This is a genomic window from Methanosarcina soligelidi, from assembly GCF_000744315.1.
In the GTDB taxonomy this organism is placed as follows: domain Archaea; phylum Halobacteriota; class Methanosarcinia; order Methanosarcinales; family Methanosarcinaceae; genus Methanosarcina; species Methanosarcina mazei.
Genome location: NZ_JQLR01000001.1, coordinates 922,539 through 943,248 on the forward strand (window position 1 = coordinate 922,539; position 20,710 = coordinate 943,248).

At 41.1% G+C, this 20,710-nt stretch carries 18 protein-coding genes; 9 read left to right on the forward strand and 9 right to left on the reverse strand.

Going from position 1 to position 20,710, the window contains the following annotated elements; all coding sequences use genetic code 11:
* Window positions 1-150 precede the first annotated feature (150 nt).
* The 5 genes from M886_RS04045 to M886_RS04070 all read left to right on the forward strand — a co-directional run bounded on the left by M886_RS04045 (window position 151) and on the right by M886_RS04070 (window position 4,632).
* Complete coding sequence (locus tag M886_RS04045; RefSeq protein WP_011033278.1) at window positions 151-600, forward strand: metal-dependent transcriptional regulator; 450 nt, start codon at window positions 151-153, stop codon at window positions 598-600.
* Window positions 601-800: 200 nt separating this feature from the next.
* Window positions 801-1,787, forward strand: coding sequence for a metal ABC transporter solute-binding protein, Zn/Mn family (locus M886_RS04050; protein ID WP_011033279.1), 987 nt, complete (start codon window positions 801-803; stop codon window positions 1,785-1,787).
* A gap of 117 nt (window positions 1,788-1,904) precedes the next feature.
* A complete protein-coding gene (locus M886_RS04055; RefSeq protein ID WP_048050701.1) occupies window positions 1,905-2,669 on the forward strand; it encodes a metal ABC transporter ATP-binding protein in 765 nt (254 codons plus the stop codon).
* A 48-nt stretch (window positions 2,670-2,717) separates the two neighbouring features.
* Window positions 2,718-3,542: a metal ABC transporter permease gene (locus M886_RS04060; RefSeq protein ID WP_048050702.1), complete on the forward strand. Its 825-nt coding sequence runs from the start codon at window positions 2,718-2,720 to the stop codon at window positions 3,540-3,542.
* Window positions 3,543-4,176: 634 nt separating this feature from the next.
* Complete coding sequence (locus M886_RS04070) at window positions 4,177-4,632, forward strand: hypothetical protein (protein ID WP_011033282.1); 456 nt, start codon at window positions 4,177-4,179, stop codon at window positions 4,630-4,632.
* 979 nt (window positions 4,633-5,611) lie between these two features.
* Here M886_RS04070 and M886_RS19040 read toward each other — a convergent pair.
* From M886_RS19040 to M886_RS04110, 9 genes are all read right to left on the reverse strand, one after another.
* Window positions 5,612-5,818: a hypothetical protein gene (locus M886_RS19040; protein WP_048050703.1), complete on the reverse strand. Its 207-nt coding sequence runs from the start codon at window positions 5,816-5,818 to the stop codon at window positions 5,612-5,614.
* A complete protein-coding gene (locus M886_RS19295; protein ID WP_268745848.1) occupies window positions 5,815-5,937 on the reverse strand; it encodes a hypothetical protein in 123 nt (40 codons plus the stop codon). Before M886_RS19295 ends, M886_RS19040 begins: the two co-directional genes overlap by 4 nt.
* Window positions 5,938-5,939: 2 nt before the next feature.
* Window positions 5,940-6,308, reverse strand: coding sequence for a DUF7507 domain-containing protein (locus tag M886_RS19570; RefSeq protein ID WP_449288743.1), 369 nt, complete (start codon window positions 6,306-6,308; stop codon window positions 5,940-5,942).
* 319 nt (window positions 6,309-6,627) lie between these two features.
* Window positions 6,628-7,518: a pyruvate synthase subunit PorB gene (porB, locus tag M886_RS04085; RefSeq protein ID WP_011033285.1), complete on the reverse strand. Its 891-nt coding sequence runs from the start codon at window positions 7,516-7,518 to the stop codon at window positions 6,628-6,630.
* Complete coding sequence (gene porA / locus M886_RS04090) at window positions 7,515-8,723, reverse strand: pyruvate synthase subunit PorA (RefSeq protein WP_048050705.1); 1,209 nt, start codon at window positions 8,721-8,723, stop codon at window positions 7,515-7,517. The genes porB and porA overlap by 4 nt, the downstream gene beginning before the upstream one ends.
* Window positions 8,723-9,055, reverse strand: a complete 333-nt coding sequence (gene porD, locus M886_RS04095; RefSeq protein WP_015411748.1) for a pyruvate synthase subunit PorD — start codon at window positions 9,053-9,055, stop codon at window positions 8,723-8,725. Before porD ends, porA begins: the two co-directional genes overlap by 1 nt.
* The gene (locus M886_RS04100; RefSeq protein ID WP_015411749.1) at window positions 9,052-9,600 is read right to left on the reverse strand and encodes a pyruvate ferredoxin oxidoreductase subunit gamma; all 549 of its coding nucleotides are present in this window, start codon (window positions 9,598-9,600) and stop codon (window positions 9,052-9,054) included. The genes porD and M886_RS04100 overlap by 4 nt, the downstream gene beginning before the upstream one ends.
* A gap of 570 nt (window positions 9,601-10,170) precedes the next feature.
* Window positions 10,171-11,142, reverse strand: a complete 972-nt coding sequence (gene dusB, locus M886_RS04105; RefSeq protein ID WP_048037532.1) for a tRNA dihydrouridine synthase DusB — start codon at window positions 11,140-11,142, stop codon at window positions 10,171-10,173.
* Between the two features lie 361 nt (window positions 11,143-11,503).
* Complete coding sequence (locus M886_RS04110) at window positions 11,504-12,061, reverse strand: S26 family signal peptidase (RefSeq protein WP_011033290.1); 558 nt, start codon at window positions 12,059-12,061, stop codon at window positions 11,504-11,506.
* A gap of 1,225 nt (window positions 12,062-13,286) precedes the next feature.
* On the opposite strand from M886_RS04110, the gene M886_RS04115 reads away from it, so the two are divergent.
* The 4 genes from M886_RS04115 (at window position 13,287) to argS (ending at window position 20,452) form a co-directional block, all read left to right on the forward strand.
* The gene (locus M886_RS04115) at window positions 13,287-15,230 is read left to right on the forward strand and encodes a DNA-directed DNA polymerase II small subunit (RefSeq protein ID WP_011033291.1); all 1,944 of its coding nucleotides are present in this window, start codon (window positions 13,287-13,289) and stop codon (window positions 15,228-15,230) included.
* 136 nt (window positions 15,231-15,366) lie between these two features.
* Window positions 15,367-16,392, forward strand: coding sequence for a 4-demethylwyosine synthase TYW1 (gene twy1 / locus M886_RS04120; protein ID WP_048041259.1), 1,026 nt, complete (start codon window positions 15,367-15,369; stop codon window positions 16,390-16,392).
* A gap of 841 nt (window positions 16,393-17,233) precedes the next feature.
* A complete protein-coding gene (gene prf1 / locus M886_RS04125; protein WP_011033293.1) occupies window positions 17,234-18,481 on the forward strand; it encodes a peptide chain release factor aRF-1 in 1,248 nt (415 codons plus the stop codon).
* A gap of 261 nt (window positions 18,482-18,742) precedes the next feature.
* Window positions 18,743-20,452: an arginine--tRNA ligase gene (gene argS / locus M886_RS04130; protein ID WP_011033294.1), complete on the forward strand. Its 1,710-nt coding sequence runs from the start codon at window positions 18,743-18,745 to the stop codon at window positions 20,450-20,452.
* Window positions 20,453-20,710 lie beyond the last annotated feature (258 nt).

Genomic DNA, 20,710 nt, shown 5'->3' on the forward strand with positions numbered 1-20,710 from the left:
ATATTTTATATTTTGTATTCTGTATTTATATTCTGTATTTTGTTTTAGCCCGGAGTCCGTGGATTCTCTCAAATTTTGATATAGTAAAAGTTTTAGCTTTTAATTTGGTGTATGATAAACAATAAATACCAGTTTTTTATATTTCTCTATATGAATGAGCAGAATTATCCAGAGTTTACAGGCCTTGAGCTCTCTCCAAGGAAGGTAGATTACCTCAAATTTATTTTTGAAAAAAGAGGCACTGTAAAGACTACAGAAATTTCCTCCTGCCTGCAGGTCGACCCTTCAACAACAAGCAAAACTTTAAATGAACTTGCAACTGCTGGCTATCTGAACCATGTTCCATACAGGGGTGTGGACCTGACTGACATGGGAAAGGCATATGCAGAATTTCTTGTTCGGAGGCACAGGATTTTGAGCCTTCTCTTTACTCATTACGGTCTTTCTACAGAGGAAGCATGTGCTGAAGTTTCTCGTTTTGAAGCTTTTGTTTCCAGGAATTCGGTAAACAAAATTTGCAGTTCAATGGGCCATCCGATGGTTGGCGTCTGCGGAGAAATAAGCCACGAGAAATGTTTTCCTGAGGAGCATCACCATTAATGATTCCCAGTCTGGATCAGATCTGGATGACGACTTTTACCCGGTCCTGATATAAGTTTGGTGTTATGCCAAAATATGCCTCGAATAAATCAAATTTTTGGGTGCTATCAAATTTATCTTTTATATGTCAGTTCCATCTGATCTTCAAAAAAAATTAACTGCGCCAAAGAACAAAATTGAAATTATAAAGGAGTTTAACAATGAAATTAAAAATCATACCTCTGCTGGTAATTCTGATTGTTGGTCTGAGTATTTTCGTAAGTGGATGTACGGATGCCGGAGATTCAGGGAATAATAGGAGTACAGGACAGGGAGCTGAAATTTCAGGAAACGAAGAACCCATAATAGTTGCCGTAAGCGTTGTCCCTCAAGCTGAGTTCGTAGAAAAAGTCGGAGGAGACAGGGTAAAAACAGTTGTTATAGTTCCTTCCGGGGCAGATCCTCATACTTATGAACCTTCTCCAAAGGAAGTCAAGGAAATCAGCAAAGCCAGCATGTTATTAACAGTAGGGGTTGGGATGCCTTTTGAAGAAGTCTGGATTGACAGGTTCGAGTCTATGAATAGCGATACTCTCATTATAAACTGCTCTGAAGGAATCGAACTGAAAAAGCTTGAAGGATATCACCATCATGAAGGGGAAGAAGGACATGATGAGGAGCTGGAAACCGGGCATGAAAACAAAAGTGAGGGGAATCATGAAGAACTGGACCCTCATATATGGACATCCCCTTCAAATGCAAAGATAATGGTCGAAGAGATTTATGAAGGGCTTGTAGAGCTCGATCCTGAAAATGAAGCTTATTATGCCCAGAATAGAGATGCTTATCTTGAAGAGCTGGATGCTCTGGATACGAGGATCCGGGAAAAACTTGAAGGAAAAGAAGAAAAAAATTTCATGGTTTATCATCCTTCCTGGGGCTATTTTGCTGCAGATTATGGGCTTAACATGATCTCCGTCGAAATTGAAGGAAAAGAGCCGAGTGCACAGGATCTTACTGAACTTGTGGACCTTGCAAAAGAAAAGGATGTCAAAGTTATTTTTGTCCAGGCTCAGTTCAGCACGAGGAGCGCGGAAGTTTTAGCTCAGGAAATCGGAGGAGAAGTTGTAGCTGTTGATCCTCTGGCAAAGAATTATATTGAGAATATGGACAGCGTCTCTGATATCTTTGCCAGAAACCTGGTGTAATATCGTGAACAGGCTTTCACTTAAATTATTGATAAAATCGTTGTTCAGGTTCTACATCTAAATATAAAAAGAACATAATTCGGGATAAGATAAAAACGATAATCTGAAGGAAGGTTAATGGAGAAGGTTATAGAGCTGGAGGATGTCTGGGCTCGCTATGGAAACCAGATAATCCTTGAAGCCGTGAATCTGGAATTAAAAGAGCCTAATGGGCTGCTCGGGATAATTGGACCTAACGGAGGAGGAAAGACCACACTCCTCAAAGTGCTCCTCGGGCTCCTGAAGCCTTATAAAGGCAATGTGAAGATCTTTGGGAAGCCTCCCGAAAAAAGCAGAGACCTTGTAGGATATGTCCCTCAGTACAGACGCTTTGACTTTGATTTTCCTATCAGCGTATGGGAAGTAGTCCTGACAGGAAGGATGAGCCATACGGGTTTTCTGAAAAAGTACAGTGAGGAAGACAAAAAAGCTGCTGAAGAAGCTCTGAAAACCGTGGAGATGTTTAATCTTAAGGACAGGCAGATAGGGCAGCTCTCAGGTGGGCAGCGGCAGAGGGTTTTTATTGCCCGTGCACTTGCCACAAACCCCAAACTCCTGCTTCTGGACGAGCCTAATTCCGGGCTTGATCCCCATATGCAGGACGAACTCTACAGGCTCCTGAACAGGCTCAAGCAGGAAATGGCGATCATTATGGTCACACATGACCTCAGCGCAGTTTCTGTCTATGTGGACAGGATAGCCTGCCTGAACCGTACTCTTCATTACCATAATTCAAAAGAGATCCCGGTTGAAGACCTGGAGGCTACTTACCAGTGTCCTGTCGAACTTATTGCTCACGGAGTGCCCCATAGAGTTCTTGAGAGGCATAAAGAGAGTCCCTGAAGATCAAGGATCAGGTTCGAAAAACAGTCTCTAAAGGAGAAATGAAAAATGTTTGATCTTCTTCAATATGCTTTCATCCAGAACGCCCTTATAGCCGCAGTCCTTGCAAGTGTTGCCTGCGGAATAATAGGCTCATATGTTGTTGTTAAAAAGATTGTCTTTATCAGCGGGGGAATTGCCCATGCTTCATTCGGAGGAGTGGGACTTGGATATTACCTTGGTATCAATCCAATGTATGGAGTCCTCCCTTTCAGCCTTCTGTCAGCTCTCGTTATGGGTACCGTAAGCAAGAAGTCAAAAATCCCTGAGGACAGTGCAATAGGTATACTCTGGTCTCTTGGAATGGCTCTGGGAGTTATTTTTGTCTATCTCACTCCAGGATATGCTCCGGATCTGATGACCTACCTTTTCGGAAACATCCTTACAGTCCCCCGCCTGGATCTGTATCTTATGCTGGCTCTTGATATCATCATAGTAGGTGCAGTCTATCTATTTTATAAGGAGTTCCTTGCTTTATGTTTTGACGAGGAGTTTACAACTGTGCAGGGCGTTCCCACTGACAAACTTTACCTTTTCCTGCTCTGTATTATTGCCCTTACAATTGTGGTTCTTATCAAAGTTGTGGGAATCATCCTTGTAATAGCTCTTCTAACAATTCCTGCCACTATTAGCCGCAAGTTTACTCATAACCTGAAGAAAATGATGCTCATATCTACCGCTTTTGGGGCTGTTATCAGTGTCGCAGGAATAGGTCTATCCTATATTCTGGACGTTCCGTCAGGAGCCACTATTATTCTGGTGTTAAGTTTTGTTTATGGGTTTGTAGCTGTAGGGACGGAAATGTTCAAAGACAAAAATGCTTTTAAAAGCTGAAAAATTCTAAAATTAATTTTTTAGGGTTCTCAATCAGGACGGGTTGGAATATAAAAGCTCAAATATTTATTCCAGCATATATCAGTATTAATATATTTGAACATATTTTCTGGCAGAGCCGTATACAGATTTCTATAAAATTATATTTGGTCAGTTTTATTAAGACATAATTTTATATATGGTAAAATGCAAGAAGCCTAATCGTTAAATCAATTTTAAATTATACGACTTCAGGACCAGCTTTAAAACCGGCATCTCTGGAGTAATTAAGTGATGTAAATAAGTAATGTAAAAACGGTTTCCCAAAAGGAATTAAAAATGGAATTCAAAAATGAAATCCAAAAACGGAGTCCAACGCTCCATGTGAAATCCCTCAAAGCCGCTTCAAGTGGGGAAGCGATATGCTTGCAGAGGTTAAGGCAACCTGCGCAGAGCAGATCACTTGGATACACTTCAACCGATATATTTGCGCCTCCTATATACAGGTCCAGTAGGTGTATCCGGAAAAGCCACCTTAAAAAGGTAAATACCTGTTCCGTAAATACCTGTTCCGTCTGGCATTAAATCGTGACTGCCTGAACTAAAAAACTAATTATAAAATCTAAACTATAAAACGCCATACCAGGGTGATAAAATGGACCGCGAAACAACCCGGGATCAAAATATAGAAGAGAACGAAATTTTTGACGGTGAAAACCTCAACCTTCCGGATATTCCTCTTCCGGAAACAGACAATGTGCTGTACTCGATACTTAACTCCCTCAACCAGAATATCGCAGACTTTTACACGTTTGTGAAGTTCAACAGTTACCTCTCGGAAGACCACCTTAACGTTGAGTTGCTTAAAAGAAGTATGGGCATCCACAGGGACTTTGCGGCCCTTTTCCTGCATACTAAAGAGGAACTTATATTTACATATCCGGAATTCATCGAAAAGATTGAAAAACTGCTGTTTAAGGGGGAAGTGGGTACAGACTGTATAAAATATACACAAAAAATTTGCAGATCAATAAGTGATTATAAGATCGCTCTGCACAGAGAAGGTTATCTGCCAGACCTCAGAAGACAGCTGCCTCTTGTTGATATTTAATTTCCAGGCAACTTTAATTTCCAGGCAACTTTAATTTCCAGGCAACTTTAATTTCCAGGCAACTTTCTTTTTTTCTATTTTTTTCACTTTTTTTCTGCCTTCCCTTATTCTTTTTCTACTTCTCTTAGTTCTTTTTGTTCCTTTCTACTCTTTTTCTACCTTTTCTTATCCTTTTTCTACTCTTCATTATTCATTTTCTATCCTTTTTCTATCAGTTTATTGAACTTTTTGTCTTTACAATTTAAGTTTCATTTATTACTCTTTCAATAATTTACAGTACCTCTAAAAGTTTATATTTGATTTTCAGTACATCCGTATCTTTATATTTATACAAAGACATTGGCGTGCAAGGCATCTGTGAAAAACGGCAGCCTAAAAAACGGTAATTTAAAAAACGGTAATTTAAAAACGGTAATTTAAAAACGGTAATTTAAAAAACGGTAATTTAAAAACGGTAATTTAAAAAACGGTAATTTAAAAACGGTAATTTAAAAACGGTAATTTAAAAAACGGTAATTTAAAAACGGTAATTTAAAAAACGGTAATTTAAAAAACGGTAATTTAAAAACGGCATTATAAAACAGATGCCTACCATCAATCAACATATCGATTTTAATTTTGCTCACAATGGTTATTTCTCTTCTTAGCTTTTAATTGTAAAATTTTCCAGCAACATGAAATTTTTTCCGGTAATTCTGAAGTTGAATATTTTGTTTCGATAAGCTTGTGAAAGTTCTTAATTTCATTGTAAAGCCTGTCAGAATAAATTTCGGAAAAATACCTTTACCCAATTCTCGAATGCTTAAATCTTTCACTCGAATTTACCCAAATCCAGAAAAGATATCATTTCCTCAATTTAATTTAGACCCTGAATAAAAATTAGTAAATTAGATGAAGGAATTATGCTTTCAGGAATTATGCCTTCATCCAGTTATTTTCTAAATCAAACCCGTTTTAATTTTTTTATCTGATGCTATTTTTATTTTCTTTTATACAGGTTTACAAGCAGGAATATTGCAAGTAGCCCGATTATGCCATAGATTAAAAACTCAGGTATACCTGTGTTTTCTTTCTTTTCTGGCTCCTTTTCAATACCTGCCTCTACATATCCGTCTTTTTGCTCAAAGCTTTTAATATCAGGTTCAAGCTCTATATTGCCAGTTTCTTTCTCTGTGTTTCCGTTCACATCGTCTGGTCTGGTGGAAGTTCTGGGGATGACACGGGCGCTATCACCGTTTCCACCCTTTTTAGTGTCATCTTTACTGTCATTGTCTCCACCGTTTCCTTTGTTTTCATCGCTTCCACCATTATCCCCCCTGGTCTGAAGAGAGTTTGATCATCTGCTTCACACTGCTGCTCTCTTCTGGAAGCTCATTACAGGTTACGGTTGCCTTATTCTCTATGAACCCGTCTCCTCCACCATTAGTATTAATATCCTCGCTGGTTACCGTATAGTTTCCGAGGAATTTCCAGGTCTCACCCGAATTTAACACTCCAGGATCAACATCGTCTCCTATCGGGCCTGCCAGTGTAATCATCGGGTCGCTTACCGAAACTCCTGTCAGGTTCGCATTGCCTTCATTCTTTACAATTATCTGATATTCTATTATGTCTCCAGCTTTGTTGATTACAATTCCGGCTTCATCGGCTCCGATTATTGATTTATATATAGTAATCGTGTTTCTTTTCTATCGGGTTTAGTCTGAGGTTCATAGTTGTCTGCTGTTGGAGTGTCGTCTACTGTTACAAGTGCAAAAAAAGTGACGATGTTTCCACAGGAAAAGTCTCCACTCTGTAATGATTCTACGACATTTTTACCCACACTAATGGTTCGATTATCGTAGGCTCCGCCACCAGTCAGGTGGTTGTAAGATTCGGGTGCTGAAGCTATGAAGTCGATCGAAAAATTAAAAACCGAAGAGAAAAACTGAAAGGAAATATAAGAAAACAAAAAGAAAGAAAATAAAATAAATCAAAAAAGTAGAACTTCAGTTTTTACTGAAGTCCGTAGTGTTTTATGTTCCAATCTGCCATAGCCTGGATTTTCTTGATTTCTTCTTCACCGCCTTCCATTGTGAAGAGGTGTTTGAAGCGCTTCTGAACTCTCAGATAATCCTCGACTGGCTTCGGGTCTTTGACCTTTCTGACCTGTGTGATTTCTCCGTTTTCCATTTCGTACATGGGCCAGAGACAGGTTTCCACTGCAAGCTTGGCAACTTCCAGGGTCTTAGACGTATCAAAACCCCAGCCTGTAGTACAGGGAGCATGGGCGTGGATATAAGTCGGGCCAACTATTTCTGTGGCTTTTTTGACTTTACGAATCATGTCTCTCGGGTAGCCGATTGAGGTTGTTGCAACATAAGGAGAGCCATGGGCTGCCATAATGGCAACCATATCCTTTTTTGGACGTGGATTTCCGAAAGAGAATTTTCCTGGAGGGCTTGTCGTTGTACTGGCATCGAAAGGAGTTCCGCTGCTGCGCTGAATCCCTGTATTCATGTAAGCTTCGTTGTCCATGCACACATAGGTGAAATCATGGCCGCGCTCAAAGGCGCCTGAGAGAGACCTGATCCCTATGTCCATAGTAGAGCCGTCGCCACCTATTGATATGACCTTGGTATCATTCTTTTTGCCAAGGGCTATCAGGGCAGCTTCCACACCTGAAGCCACTGCACCTGCGTTTTCAAACAGGGAGTGGATCCATGGAACCTGCCAGGCAGAATTCGGGAAAGGAGTGGTCATTACTTCAAGGCAGCCTGTAGGGTTAACCACAATACAGTTTGGGCCTGCGCCCATGAGTGTGAACTTTGCGGCAAAGGCGTCACAGCATCCTGCACAGCCGCTGTGCCCGGAGGCAAGATATGTTTTAGGTGCAGCTTTACTCATAGCAACTCCTCCCTGAGATCCAGGAACTGGCTCTCGACCGTTATTCCGGATTTTGCAACTTTCTTGGTTTCTTCAATAATCTTGGCGATGCTTTCCGCACGAATGTCACGGCCCCCATGCCCAATAGTATAACCCACTACAGGGACGCGGATCTTGCTGTTATAGAGACAGGACTTTGTTTCGGTAAAGAGGGCTCCTTCATTTGTACCAATTGAAATGTTCTTGTCGAGCACAACTACTGCGTGGGCGTTCTTAATAGCCTCGCGGATCTGCTCTACCGGGAAAGGTCTGAAGGACCTGACCTTTAAGACACCGACCTTTTCTCCCCGTGTCCTGTACTGGTCAACAACATCCTTAACAGTCCCTAGAATAGAGCCCATAGACATGATTATTATTTCAGCATCATCGAGATGGTACCCGTCAACAAGCCCTCCATGGAACCTGCCGAAAATTTCTTCGAACTCCTTAGCAACAGATTCAATCTTCGGAAGAGCTTTCTGCATTGCCTGTTCCTGCAGGAACCTGAACTCCTCATAAGTATCCGGGGCTGCAAAGGCTCCGAAAGTCTGAGGATCTTCAGGGTCAAGAATGTTTTCGGGATGGAAAGGTGGAAGGAAATTATCTGTCAGTTCCTGCTCAAGCAGGACAACAGGCTCGTAGACGTGAGACAGGATAAAACCGTCCATGCAGACCATACCTGGCAGCATGATGTCACTGTCTTCTGCGATCTTGTAGATCTGAGGAAGGGTGTCAGCAGCTTCCTGAACATCTTCTACATAGAGCTGAAGCCAGCCTGTATCTCTCTGAGCAATTGAGTCCTGGTGGTCGTTCCAGATGTTAATTGGAGCACCAACTGCCCTGTTTGCCACTGTCATTATAATCGGGAGCCTCATTCCTGAAGCATTAAAAAGCACTTCATGCATGAGCAGAAGCCCCTGTGAGGTGGTGGCTGAATAGGTTCTTGCGCCTACTGCGGAGGCTCCTACCAGGGCAGAGATTGCCGAGAATTCTGATTCCACATTAATGTACTCACAATTGGGGACTTCTCCGTCTGCCATGAACTGAGACAGGTTTTCAACAATATGAGTCTGAGGAGTAATCGGATAGGCTGAGATCACATTTGGGCGGCAGATTTTTGTAGCATGGGCCACAGCATAGGAGCCTTCTACAACAACCATTTTTCCCTTGTATGCCGGATTAATCATTATTTCTCCTCCAGAACCATTTCAATTGCGTCTGCAGGGCACTCATTTGCACAGACGCCGCAACCTTTACAGTAATCATAATCATATTCAAAAAAGCCGTCTTCTCTGGGCTTTACAGACATGTCAGGGCATACCATCTCACAGATTCCGCACTTGGTACATTTTTCGTAAATATATACGGGACGGAAGTTTCTCCAGCCACCGGTTTTGTTTTTAAGTGTTGAACCGGGCTTGCATGTTCTGCAGCGCGAAATATTTAAACCGTTTTTTTCCGGATCTGTTTTTAGCACTTCTGGACGAATTTTGCGGTCCTGTTCTGTTTTAGAGCTCATTCTTTTTCCCCCCTGATCAGCTGATAGGCTTTCTGAATTGCTTTTGCATTCTTTTCTCCGATTTTTCCGGAAAAACGAGCCCTTATGGCTTTCTGGATTGACTCTACATTAATCTCTCCAGTTGCGCCCGCAAAAGCTCCGAGAAGGACAGTGTTTACGATAGGAATACCCATAACGTCCATTGCTACTTTTGTAGCGTCCACGGTCATTACCTTTGCTTTCGTATTAAGCTTGAGGCTCTCCGGCTTTTCTGTGGTGTTAACTATGATGATTCCGTCATCTTTTATTCCGCTTGCAACATCAACAGTTTCAAGCAGAGTGGCATCCTGGACAATAACATAATCCGGGGCGTAAATCTGACTTCTGAGCCTTATTGGACTGTCACTGATTCTTGTGAATGCCTGCACAGGGGCACCTCTTCGCTCTACCCCAAAAGCGGGGAAGGCCTGGCTGAACTTTCCATCTTCAAAAGCTGCAACAGAAAGCATTTCAGCAGCAGTAACAGAACCCTGGCCTCCTCGACCGTGTATTCTGATCTCCTTCATCTGGATTCTCCTTTATAATGCGTTTTTAAGGTTTAATTTAGGTTTTCTATCATTTGTTTGAAATTTTCACTGTTCTCGGCAGTCTGTTTGGCATACTTATTATTTAGTTGTCAGCACACTGCTGTTAACTGAGTTATTGTTAATTGAGTTAACCTGAAGTTAATTTCTATATATAATACTTGTCAGTTTAAGGGGGTTGACTTACCCCTATGTAATTCTTAACCGGGTTTTGTCAGACACTATAAACACCCAGAGTGATCTTGCGCTAATCAAAACTCTGGGCGGCAAAATTGTGAACCTGAAAGTATTCATATTATTGGATCATAATATTTTGAATTTAATATATTCTTAATTGTATCTTCACGCCGTTTGGTGCCTGATAGTTCATGGATAATAGTGTAGATTATTATTAGGTTTTCGGTGAAAGTCGTAAAATTACTTATAAATACTTCTAATCAGAAATTATTTTTTAGGTGTTTTATAATTATTGTTTTCAGGTTAACCTGCCGATTAACAACGTTTTCTTTCCTTGTTGCTGTAAACAAAGCTTTGCTCCAAAAAAGAGATATTTTAATATATTTCCTGGCAAAAACTTCTTATTAGTTCAGTTATGGCTTTTCCATCTTCCAAACCATTGATTTTTTCCCTGACATGCCGCGAGCCTCGAAGTCCTTTGGTAAACCAGTGTGCGTGCATTCTCAGGTTTATGGATGAAAGCAGGTTGTGTTCTTCAAGGAGTGAAATATAAGAGTTAAAATCCTCAAGCTGCCTGAAAGGCTTATCTGCTCCAAGCTTTTCGCCGGTTTCCAGGTAGTGCCTGATTTTTTTGAATATAAATGGGTTGCCCATTGCTGCACGTCCTATCATGAGTCCGTCGCAGCCTGTTAATTCTAACGTCCTTTCTGCAGATTCTTCATCTTTTACATCCCCGTTTGCGATGACCGGGATAGAAAGTTCATTTTTGACAGCTCTTATCCCCTCAAGATTCGAGTTACCTGAATACATCTGTGCTGCCGTCCTGCCGTGCACGGTCACAGCTGATGCCCCCGCCTTTTCTATCAGGCGGGCAATTTCAAGCGTTTTTTCCTCTCTTCCGAGGAGTCTGATTTTTGCGCTGACCGGAGTGTCAAGTGACTCTGTCAGCTCCGAGATTATTGAATATACAAGTTCGGGAGAGTTGAGAAGGGCAGAACCACAGCCAGCGCCTATAATACATCTTGCGGGGCAGCCCATGTTGACATCAATAATCTCGGGCCTGTACTCTTCTTCAATAAAGAGTGCAGCTCTTTTTAACTTATCAGGACAGCCTCCTACGAGTTGAACTCCAAAAGGTCTGTCCTCCTCAGAGCTCAGCCCTTTAATGAAAGACTTTCTGCTTTCATTGAGCAAAGCATCTACATTTATCATCTCGGTATATGTAAGGTCAGCTCCATACCTCCTGCAAAGCAGCCTGAAAGCCAGATTTGTTACATCTGCCATAGGTGCGAGAAGGAGGTTTCCAGAAAGCTCTTTCCTGCCAATTTTCAGTTTTTTAAGTTTCATGTTTCTTACGATTTTGAACTGGTTTTTATATTCTATCTTTGATTTTTATTTCAGGTTTCTCTTCATTCTGGAGACATTTATACTTACGGATTAATACTCACGGTCTACCCGGATTTGCGGAAGCTCAAAAAGATTTCGTAAGAATCCTGAAAAGGGTCAAATAGACGCTGGGAAGGATAGCTTCTTAAAATTAAGTTAAAAATAAGTGAAGTTAAAGATGCTGGAGATAGATCAATTAAACTTCACAATTAAATCCCAAATGTAAATTATTGAAAATGAAGGAAAAACATCAATTATTGAATCTGAAAAAAATATAAATTATGGAATTTCTGTTTGCTGACGGTTGTGTGGTTCAAAGGGCTCATGAAAAGAGCAACCTGATATGTCCAAGGTAAGGAATCCTGTATCTTGCAACTCCAATTATCCATTCATCCTTTACAGGCACGTAGTAGCTTATCTGTCCTTCCTGGTCATAGTGCCTGTTAGTTACAGGGTTATCTCCCTTGGTAATGTATCCCGCATATGGGGCAACAGGACCGTCTTCCCACATAGGCTCTCCGGCTTCCACTCTGTACATTGCTCTATGTATTATGGGAGTTATGCTGTCTTCCCCATAAGGTCGGTAGAGAATCACATCTCCATAGTCTCCGAAGGTCATATAGTCTGAATTTTTTCCTTCTTGATTGGTAACAAGATCGACCCTGTCAATATTTTTTATGAAAATAATGTCCCCTACCTGCATATGAGGTTCCATGCTTCCCGATTCCACTGCAACCATAGGGGTCCAGAGTCCGAATGCCAGTTTGGAAAGAACCATAAAGGCTATCAGGACAGCCGCAACCGACAGCAAATCCTTTCCAAAGGAAACCAGGAAACTTTCTTCTTCCTGGGTATTTTTTTGTGTATTATTTTTACTCATAGTAAGCCTTTATTCCCTTTGTCTTATTCTTCTGGTGCTGTATTATATTTATATCTCATTCGGTCTGTAACCTTTTCAGCACTTTATTAATCAGATCACCAATATTTTTTAATGTTTTGTATGAATCTGGTTATCGTATATTTTAGTATGAATCCGGTTATCGTATATTTAATCTAATTAACATATGATCCGATTTTTAAATATTTAATTGATTATAATTTATTTAACCCAATTGTTGGATATTTAATCTGACACATGTGTTTAATCTGATGTCGAGATTCTATCTGGTCATCGTGTATTTTCTGGTCATCGTGTATTTAATCCATATCCAGATTTTTTAACCAGGTTATTATGTATTTAGTCTAATTAATCTAATTATTATGCTTTTAATTTTACTGGACTTTTTGTTTAATCCAGGACTTTTCAGTATATTCGCTTTTATGATTTGTTTTTCTCCTATATTAAATTAAAATTTATCATCTGGATATGTTATTTTTATGGATTTCTTTTTAATAAATAGACTGAAATTCCATAGGATTTGATACGTTGTTCAGAAATTTGTTTCTAGTATAATCCGAAAACAAAAAAAAATCTGGAATATAAAGAATCTGGAGTATAAAGAATCTGGAGTATAAAGAATCTGGAATATAAAGAATCTGGAATATAAAGAATCTGGAGTATAAATAATTCTTTGAGAGTATCATATTTTACTTAGTATCAGAGTAATACAGGCAGTTAAAGGAAGACACACATTTATTTATTCTAATGTAAAAAAGACAACTGGCAGGCAGACTCTTAAACAGTCCTCATGTAATATTATAAAAGTACCTACTATAATTCTTAGGACGTTATCAATGGTTATATCAAGATCGTTAGCAATTATATGTTAATTATACTTCAATCTACTGTACATATACTATCATTATTGCACATATAATGTACATATAATGTACATGCACTATGCATTATTACACATATAATGTACATATACCGATATTATAGTAATAACAGAAGTTCTCAGATAATATTGAGAATAAAAATAATTTACCAGGACTATACAATATTATTCTGGTTGTATCGAATTATTTTTGTATGTGATTATTTTTTATATTTTAAATGGGTCTTTCCCTTAATTCTTTTGACTTCAAGTTGTTGGATATAATGGAGTAAGGGTCTATTAAATTCTGACAGTCAAGAGACCAGGTCGGGTAATCAGGTCGAAATTATGAATGAAATTGATATTGTAAGGGCAGTAACAGAAGAAGGGTATCAGATAAGCCCTTCAGCAGTAGAGCTAATTAAATCAAGTATTTCCCCTGAAAGCCTTCTAAAATACGTCCTTTCAACTATTGATGACTGTATTTTTGTTATTGAATCTGAACATATCGATCTGAAAGGTTTTGAAGCTTCGAAAAAGGCTTTTGACGCTTCTGAATCTCCCTCGCTAACACTTTCTCGAGCACAGTCAGGTAACATGTCCGCAGGAAATATGTCTTCAGGAAATAAACCTTCAGATGTCATTTCCTCCCCTTCCTCAGAACCCGTAAATTCTGATAGGTTAAATAATTCTGAAAAGGTAAAAACTCCTGGTTCTCTTTCAGACTCTCTCGAGGAAGAGGGATCAACTTTGAGTGTTGAAACGGAAGTGGTTTCAGGGTTTGATATCCCTCACAACAATCCAGTAACAGATTCCGACATCTCTTTTTCTCAGGAGCCTGCTTCTGATATTGCTGCCCACGGTTCTCTAGCCAGTACTGTTTATCCATCTTCTGGCGGGATAGAAAAACAGGTTTCTTCTTTTTTCGGAGAGGCCGGCTCTAAATCGTTTTCTGCTTTTAAAAGCGCTTCCAGAGCTGACTCCTTTTTCTCAAATGAAGGAGCTCTTTCTTCAAGTTCCAGAGCTGAAGGAGTCAGGCATATTTCTGGCCTTAACCCCATTACAGTGCTTTCCGACATCACCGGGCATTCAACCTGTGTCGGAGAGTATGTGCAGTTCGTGCAATACTTCAGAGATAGATACAGCAAGCTCTCTGAAATCCTCAGGGGCAGGATGAATGCACGCCCTATAGAAAGTTTGAAGAAGAGGAGTTTTAGGCGCGGATCAGACGGCGGTAATGAGGAGCTATCCATTATAGGGATTGTTTCGGATATCAGCAGCACCAATAATGGGCACAAAATTCTTTCTCTGGAGGACTCTACAGGCTCTTTTTCAGTCCTTATCCGGAACAGCGATAAAGAACTCTACGAACTGGCTTCGCGGCTTATTCTGGATGAGGTTATCGGAGTAACAGGCTCGGTTACAAATGACGGAAACCTTATGCTTGCTACAAAGATTCTTCAGCCTGATGTCCCGAACAGTATACAGCACAGGACAGGAAGCCACGGAAAAGTTGTGCTTATTTCGGATGTACATGTGGGAAGTTCCCAGTTTCTTGAAGACGCCTGGCTGGATTTTCTGGATTTTTTAAAAGGAGAGTCTGATTCTGAAGAGATGAGGGAGATCGCGTCCCAGGTCCGTTATCTGGTTGTTGCAGGAGACCTTGTGGATGGAATTGGGATCTATCCTGACCAGGAAATGGAACTCGATATTCTTGATGTTTATGAACAGTACAGGAAAGCGGCCGATTACTTTAAAGAAATTCCCAGACACATTCGTGTGATTATAAGTCCCGGAAACCATGATGCTGTACGCCAGGCAGAACCGCAGCCTGCCCTGCCTGAGAGGATCTGTGCGGACTTTCCTGAAAATGTCACATTCGTAGGCAACCCTGCTCTTGTGGACCTTGATGGAATCCGAATACTTATCTATCACGGAAGGTCGATTGATGATCTTGTGGCAAGTGTTCCGGGAGTTTCATATCATGAGCCTGCAGGTGCAGTCCTTGAAATGCTTAAGCGCAGGCATCTTGCTCCAACATACGGAAGCCGCGTTTCCATATCCCCGGAGAAAAAAGACTATTTTATAATTGATCCAGTTCCTGATATTATTCACACCGGGCACGTCCATACCCTGGGAGTCCAGCGCTATAAAAATGTCCTTCTGGTCAATTCCGGAACATGGCAGGCACAAACTGAGTTCCAGAAACGTGTAAATCTCGTTCCAGTGCCGGCTCGGGTTCCAGTTGTGGATCTTGCAGATTTTGATGTAAAGATCCTGGCATTCGATTAAATTAAGTTGACCGAATCTTTTTGATCAGGACAGGACTGAGAATTCTAATTGCTCTGCCATCTGTGTGCTCTACCTGCAGTTCTCTAAAATTATTTTCCGATCCTTATATATACCACAAAGAATTAATATCCGAAAAATGCCGCTTGAAGAAAAAAAGAAAGAACAGGAAAATTTCGGGGAAAACCTTCCTGAAGTCCAGGAAGAAAACACAGGTGAAGAGCAGACTTCTCTTCCCTTTGATATCCCTGATTTTGCTACCCTTCTTAAAAAGCAGGGCTATGCCCTGGCAGGCCGCCACTCGGCTGTAAAGACCTGTCTCTGGCTCCGGAAAGCCATGAACGACGAAGGCTTCTGCTACAAATCGAAATTTTACGGAGTTCAGTCCCACCGATGCCTTCAGATGACTCCAACTCTTATGTGCAACCAGCGCTGTCTTTTCTGCTGGCGTCCTACTGAGGTTCCTGTGCCCGCGCCCGGAGAATGGGACTTTCCTGAAAAGATAGTTGAGGAAAGCATTGCCTGCCAGCGCAAATTGATTACGGGTTTCGGTGGCTCTCCAAATGCACTCCGGGAACGCTGGCTTGAGGGCAATCAGCCCAATAATGTCGCAATCTCACTGTCCGGAGAGCCAACATTTTACCCTTACCTTCCGGAACTCATTGAGGAATACGAAAAAAGAGGATTTACTACCTTTCTGGTAACAAATGGAACTGTCCCCTCGATGCTCGCAAAAGTTAATCCTTCCCAATTATACATGAGCCTTGACGCCCCTGACCTTGAGACCTATCTCAGGATCTGCCAGCCAAAATCTCCTGCACTCTGGGACAGGATAAATGAGTCCCTGGACATCATGAAGGATAAATCCTCGCGGACAGTCATCAGAACCACTCTTGTTAAGGGTGAAAACATATTCAATCCGGAAGGTTACGCCGAAATGATTAAAAAAGCCTCACCGGATTTTGTTGAAATTAAAGCCTATATGCACCTTGGTTTCTCACGGCTTCGCCTTGAACGCTCTGCCATGCCGTCTCATGAAGAAGTGCTTGAATTTTCAAAAGAACTCGCAAAGCACCTGGGATATGAAATTGCAGACGAATCCGAAATCAGCCGGGTAGTTTTGCTTTCAAAGGACGGAAGAAAATCTCCTGTAAAAAAGAAGTAGTAAAAAGAAGTAGTAAAAAGAAGTAGTAAAAAGAAGCAGTAAAAAGAAGCAGTAAAAAGAAGCAGTAAAAAGAAGTAGTAAAAAGAAGTAGTAAAAAGAAGCAGTAAAAAGAAGCAGTAAAAAGAAGCAGTAAAAAGAAGCAGTAAAAAAGACTTCTTGTCCGGATTAAAATCTTGCTGTTTGACCTTCTTTTTTCATTCTCTTTTCTATTATTACCTACCTTTCCATTTTTATGTTTTCTGGTTCTTTCTATCTTTCAAGAAACTGGTTTTTTGGGAATCAGAAAACAGAAAAATTTTTATAGTTTCGTGAATATATAAAATAAGTTGGGGTATAGAAACAAATATAAACCTAAGTTTCAATTAGGGTATGATCCCGTCAGGGGATAATTTAATCTAAATTAAACAAACTTTTAACTATTACATACAGTCTGAGTAAGATTATGTCTCATATCTAGTGCGATCAAAAGGGTGCGAAATCTGTCAGGTTTGCATAGCATAAATGCAGGCTTTAGCGAATGGTTTCGCAGCTTGTCTGGATGCTGGCTTCTGAAAGATGTATTTTCCACTCTCAGGTTCTTCGCGTTTCAGGCGGTTTTTATACCCGGATTTCGGGTGAGACAGGAACTCACTGTGTGATTTATCCTTATCAAATCCTCCAGTTATCCGTTGTATACAACCGATATGCTAAGCAAATATTTTACTTAATAACTATATTTACAATTACTGGATTTACTAAAGCTAAATTAATCTGGCTAACGAAACAATTTAAAGTTTCAATTCGCTAACAAAGTCACAATAATCACGAATCATACTTCTTTATTCATCGGGGAATTCTTAAAATGACTGAACAATCCGCACATGAAAAATACGAATTTAAAAAGAAGCTTGAGGGTCTCAGGGACAAGAAAGGAAGAAGCACTGAGCTTATATCTCTCTATATCCCTCCTGATAAGCAAATTTTCGATGTCACAAACCAGTTAAAAGACGAGCATGGGCAGGCTGCTAATATCAAGTCCAAGCTTACGAGGACAAATGTTCAGGGGGCAATCGAGTCTCTGCTTTCAAGGCTCAGATACTTGGACAAAGTGCCTGAGAACGGGATAGTATACTTTACGGGTGCTGTTGATATAGGAGCTAATAAGACGAGCATGGAAAGCGAGGTAATCGTTCCTCCTGACCCCATCACTGTCTATAAGTATCACTGTGATTCATCTTTCTATCTTGAGCCTCTTGAGGACATGCTTAAAGATAAGAACACTTACGGACTTCTGGTTCTTGACCGCAGGGAAGCAACCATAGGTCTTCTTGTGGGAAAAAGAATCCAGCCTTTCCGCAACCTGACATCAACAGTTCCGGGAAAGCAGAGGAAAGGAGGTCAGAGTGCCCACCGTTTCCAGCAGCTCAGGCTTATCGCAATCCATGACTTTTACAAGAGGATAGGAGATGCTGCAAGTGAAGTCTTCATGGCTGTTGACCACAAAGACCTCAAGGGTGTGCTTATTGGAGGTCCCTCTCCGACAAAAGAAGAGTTTCATGCAGGGGAGTTTTTGCACCATGAACTCATGAAGAAAATCCTTGGACTCTTTGATACGGCATACACCGATGAATCCGGGCTTTCCGAGCTTGTTAATGCTGCAGGTGAAAAGCTTCAGGACCTTGAACTCATGGGCCAGAAAAATGCTGTCAGAGACTTTTTCAAGGAACTGATCGCCGATTCGGGTAAGGTAGCCTACGGTGAATCTCAGGTAAGGGCAAACCTTGAGATTAATTCTGTGGACGTGCTCCTGCTTTCCGAAGATCTGCGTGCAGAAAGAGTAACTACAAAATGCAGTGTCTGCGGATATGAAAACAAGTGGACAAGGCGCTGGAAACCCGGAGAACCCGCACCTGCAGCAGGGAACTGTCCCAAGTGTGGCTCTTCTCTTGAGGTTACGGATGTTACTGATATTGTTGACGAATTCTCTGAGCTTGCCGACAAAAGTAATGCAAAAGTGGTCTTCGTATCCACAGACTTTGATGAAGGTTCTCAGCTCATGAACGCCTTTGGAGGCATAGCTGCAATCCTGAGATACAATACCGGAGTCTGATCTCATTCAGGGGCAAAGTCCCCTCCTCCTATCCGGTAATTTTTTACCCAATACTTTTTTAATTCAATTGTCCTTTAGATCAGTGGATCAGGAGTTGTAAATTAAAAATATTATACCAGTCAAATCCTGGGTCAATATTAATCGATAGGTCAATATTAATCGATAATAGATCAGATCACAATTTGACAGATTAAATCTATCATACAAGGATTTATTAAGTAATTTCAGTTTTTTACAGGTAATTTATACAGGTGATTAATCTTGTTCCTGGAACTCAAAGCTCAGGCTACATCAATCTTAAAAGAAGCTATTCGAAAAGCAGGGTTTGAGGTTGAGGATTCCGAACTTCAATTCGAAACCTCTCCTCATGCTGACCTTGCAAGCAGAGCCGCATTCAGGCTTGCGGGCATTCACAGGCAAAACCCAAAAGATCTGGCGTCACGCATCGTTTCTGCAGTTGAAATTCCTGAAGGCTCATTTATAGGAAAAGTGAGTGCCGCAGGTCCTTATATTAACTTCTTTGCAGGAAAGCACTACCTTAATGGAACGGTGAATGCTGTCCTTAAAGAGAAAGAGAAGTTTGGCTGCGGGGCTCCAAAGGACAGAATTCTCCTTGAACACACCTCGGCAAACCCAAACGGTCCCCTTCATGTAGGGCATATCCGTAACTCAATTATAGGGGATACTCTTGCCCGCATCCTCAGACGCGCAGGATACGACGTGGAGGTCCAGTATTATGTTAATGATATGGGCAGACAGATTGCTGTAGTATCATGGGCGTGTGAACGCTTTGAGCTTGACCTCTCCAGAAAGTCCGATTCCGCAATTGCTGACGTATATATTAAAGCCAATGTTGAGCTGGACAAAAACCCTGGGTATATAAAGGAAATTGATGCCCTCATGGAAAAGGTGGAAGCCGGAGATGTCAGGACTATCGAGCATTTTGATAAGGCAGTTTCTCTGGCTGTTGCAGGTATCAAGGAGACTCTGCTCCGTTTAAATGTGGCTCACGATAAGTTCGTAAGTGAGTCCACTTTCCTTAAGTCCGGTGCAGTCCATGATATTGTTGAACGCATCAAGGCTACAGGCAGGACAAAAACGGACAAAGGAGCTCTTGTTGTTGACCTTTCGGATTACGGGTTTGAAAAGACTCTTGTTATCCAGCGTTCAAACGGCACTTCTCTCTACACAACCCGCGACCTTGCTTACCACGAATGGAAAGCCGGGCAGGCAGACCGCATAATTGATGTTTTCGGAGCCGACCACAAGCTTATTTCCGGCCAGCTCAGGGCTACTCTGAATGCGATCGGAGTCAAAGAGCCTGAGGTTGTAATCTTTGAGTTTGTCTCTCTGCCTGAAGGCTCCATGAGCACCCGCCGCGGGCAGTTTATAAGCGCGGACGATCTTTTTGATAGGGTCACTGGAGCTGCTTTTGAACAGGTCGAAACCCGCCGCCCTGAAACATCATATGAATTCAAAAAGCAGGTTGCAGAAGCAGTAGGACTTGGTGCGGTCCGCTACGATATAGTCAGGGTTTCTCCCGAAAAATCCACAGTCTTCAACTGGAAAGAAGCTCTTGATTTTGAGAAGCAGGGAGCCCCTTACATCCAGTATTCCCATGCGCGTGCCTGCAGCATCCTTGAGAAAGCAAAAGAGGAAGCAGCCTGGAATCCTGATAAAGAGATTGACCCCTCTCTCCTTGTCGAAGACAGCGAGATCGATCTTATTAAGAAGATGGCGATGTTTGACAGCGTAATCGACCTTGGAGCTCGTGAACTCAAGCCCCACGTTCTAGCTATTTATGCCCGCGAACTTGCCGATGCCTTCAACCAGTTCTACCGTTTCGTTCCGGTTATTGCAGCCGAGGATGAAAATGTCAGGGCTGCAAGGCTGGCTCTTGTGGACTGTGCCAGGGTCGTCCTTGCAAATTCTCTTGATACTCTTGGAATTATTGCCCCTGAATCAATGTAAAAAAGCAAAATAAACGAAAGGAATCGAAAGAGAGAATAGCAGATAAAATTAAAGATCTAAAATTAAAGATCTAAAATTAAAGATCTAAAATTAAAGATCTAAAATTAAAGATCTAAAATTAAAGATCTAAAATTAAAGATCTAAAATTAAATATCTAAAATTAAATATCTAAACGGAAATATCTAAATAGAAAGATCTAAAAGGAAAAAGCAGGAACATTTTTTCTTCTTTCTCTATTTTCTATTTTCTTTTTTTCTT

Bases quoted from the DNA above. Each gene is read 5' to 3' on its own strand.
- M886_RS04045 (WP_011033278.1), top strand. From the start codon at position 151: ATGAATGAGCAGAATTATCCAGAGTTTACAGGCCTTGAGCTCTCTCCA.
- M886_RS04050 (WP_011033279.1), top strand. From the start codon at position 801: ATGAAATTAAAAATCATACCTCTGCTGGTAATTCTGATTGTTGGTCTG.
- M886_RS04055 (WP_048050701.1), top strand. From the start codon at position 1,905: ATGGAGAAGGTTATAGAGCTGGAGGATGTCTGGGCTCGCTATGGAAAC.
- M886_RS04060 (WP_048050702.1), top strand. From the start codon at position 2,718: ATGTTTGATCTTCTTCAATATGCTTTCATCCAGAACGCCCTTATAGCC.
- M886_RS04070 (WP_011033282.1), top strand. From the start codon at position 4,177: ATGGACCGCGAAACAACCCGGGATCAAAATATAGAAGAGAACGAAATT.
- porB (WP_011033285.1), bottom strand. From the start codon at position 7,518: ATGAGTAAAGCTGCACCTAAAACATATCTTGCCTCCGGGCACAGCGGC.
- porA (WP_048050705.1), bottom strand. From the start codon at position 8,723: ATGATTAATCCGGCATACAAGGGAAAAATGGTTGTTGTAGAAGGCTCC.
- porD (WP_015411748.1), bottom strand. From the start codon at position 9,055: ATGAGCTCTAAAACAGAACAGGACCGCAAAATTCGTCCAGAAGTGCTA.
- M886_RS04100 (WP_015411749.1), bottom strand. From the start codon at position 9,600: ATGAAGGAGATCAGAATACACGGTCGAGGAGGCCAGGGTTCTGTTACT.
- dusB (WP_048037532.1), bottom strand. From the start codon at position 11,142: ATGAAACTTAAAAAACTGAAAATTGGCAGGAAAGAGCTTTCTGGAAAC.
- M886_RS04110 (WP_011033290.1), bottom strand. From the start codon at position 12,061: ATGAGTAAAAATAATACACAAAAAAATACCCAGGAAGAAGAAAGTTTC.
- M886_RS04115 (WP_011033291.1), top strand. From the start codon at position 13,287: ATGAATGAAATTGATATTGTAAGGGCAGTAACAGAAGAAGGGTATCAG.
- twy1 (WP_048041259.1), top strand. From the start codon at position 15,367: ATGCCGCTTGAAGAAAAAAAGAAAGAACAGGAAAATTTCGGGGAAAAC.
- prf1 (WP_011033293.1), top strand. From the start codon at position 17,234: ATGACTGAACAATCCGCACATGAAAAATACGAATTTAAAAAGAAGCTT.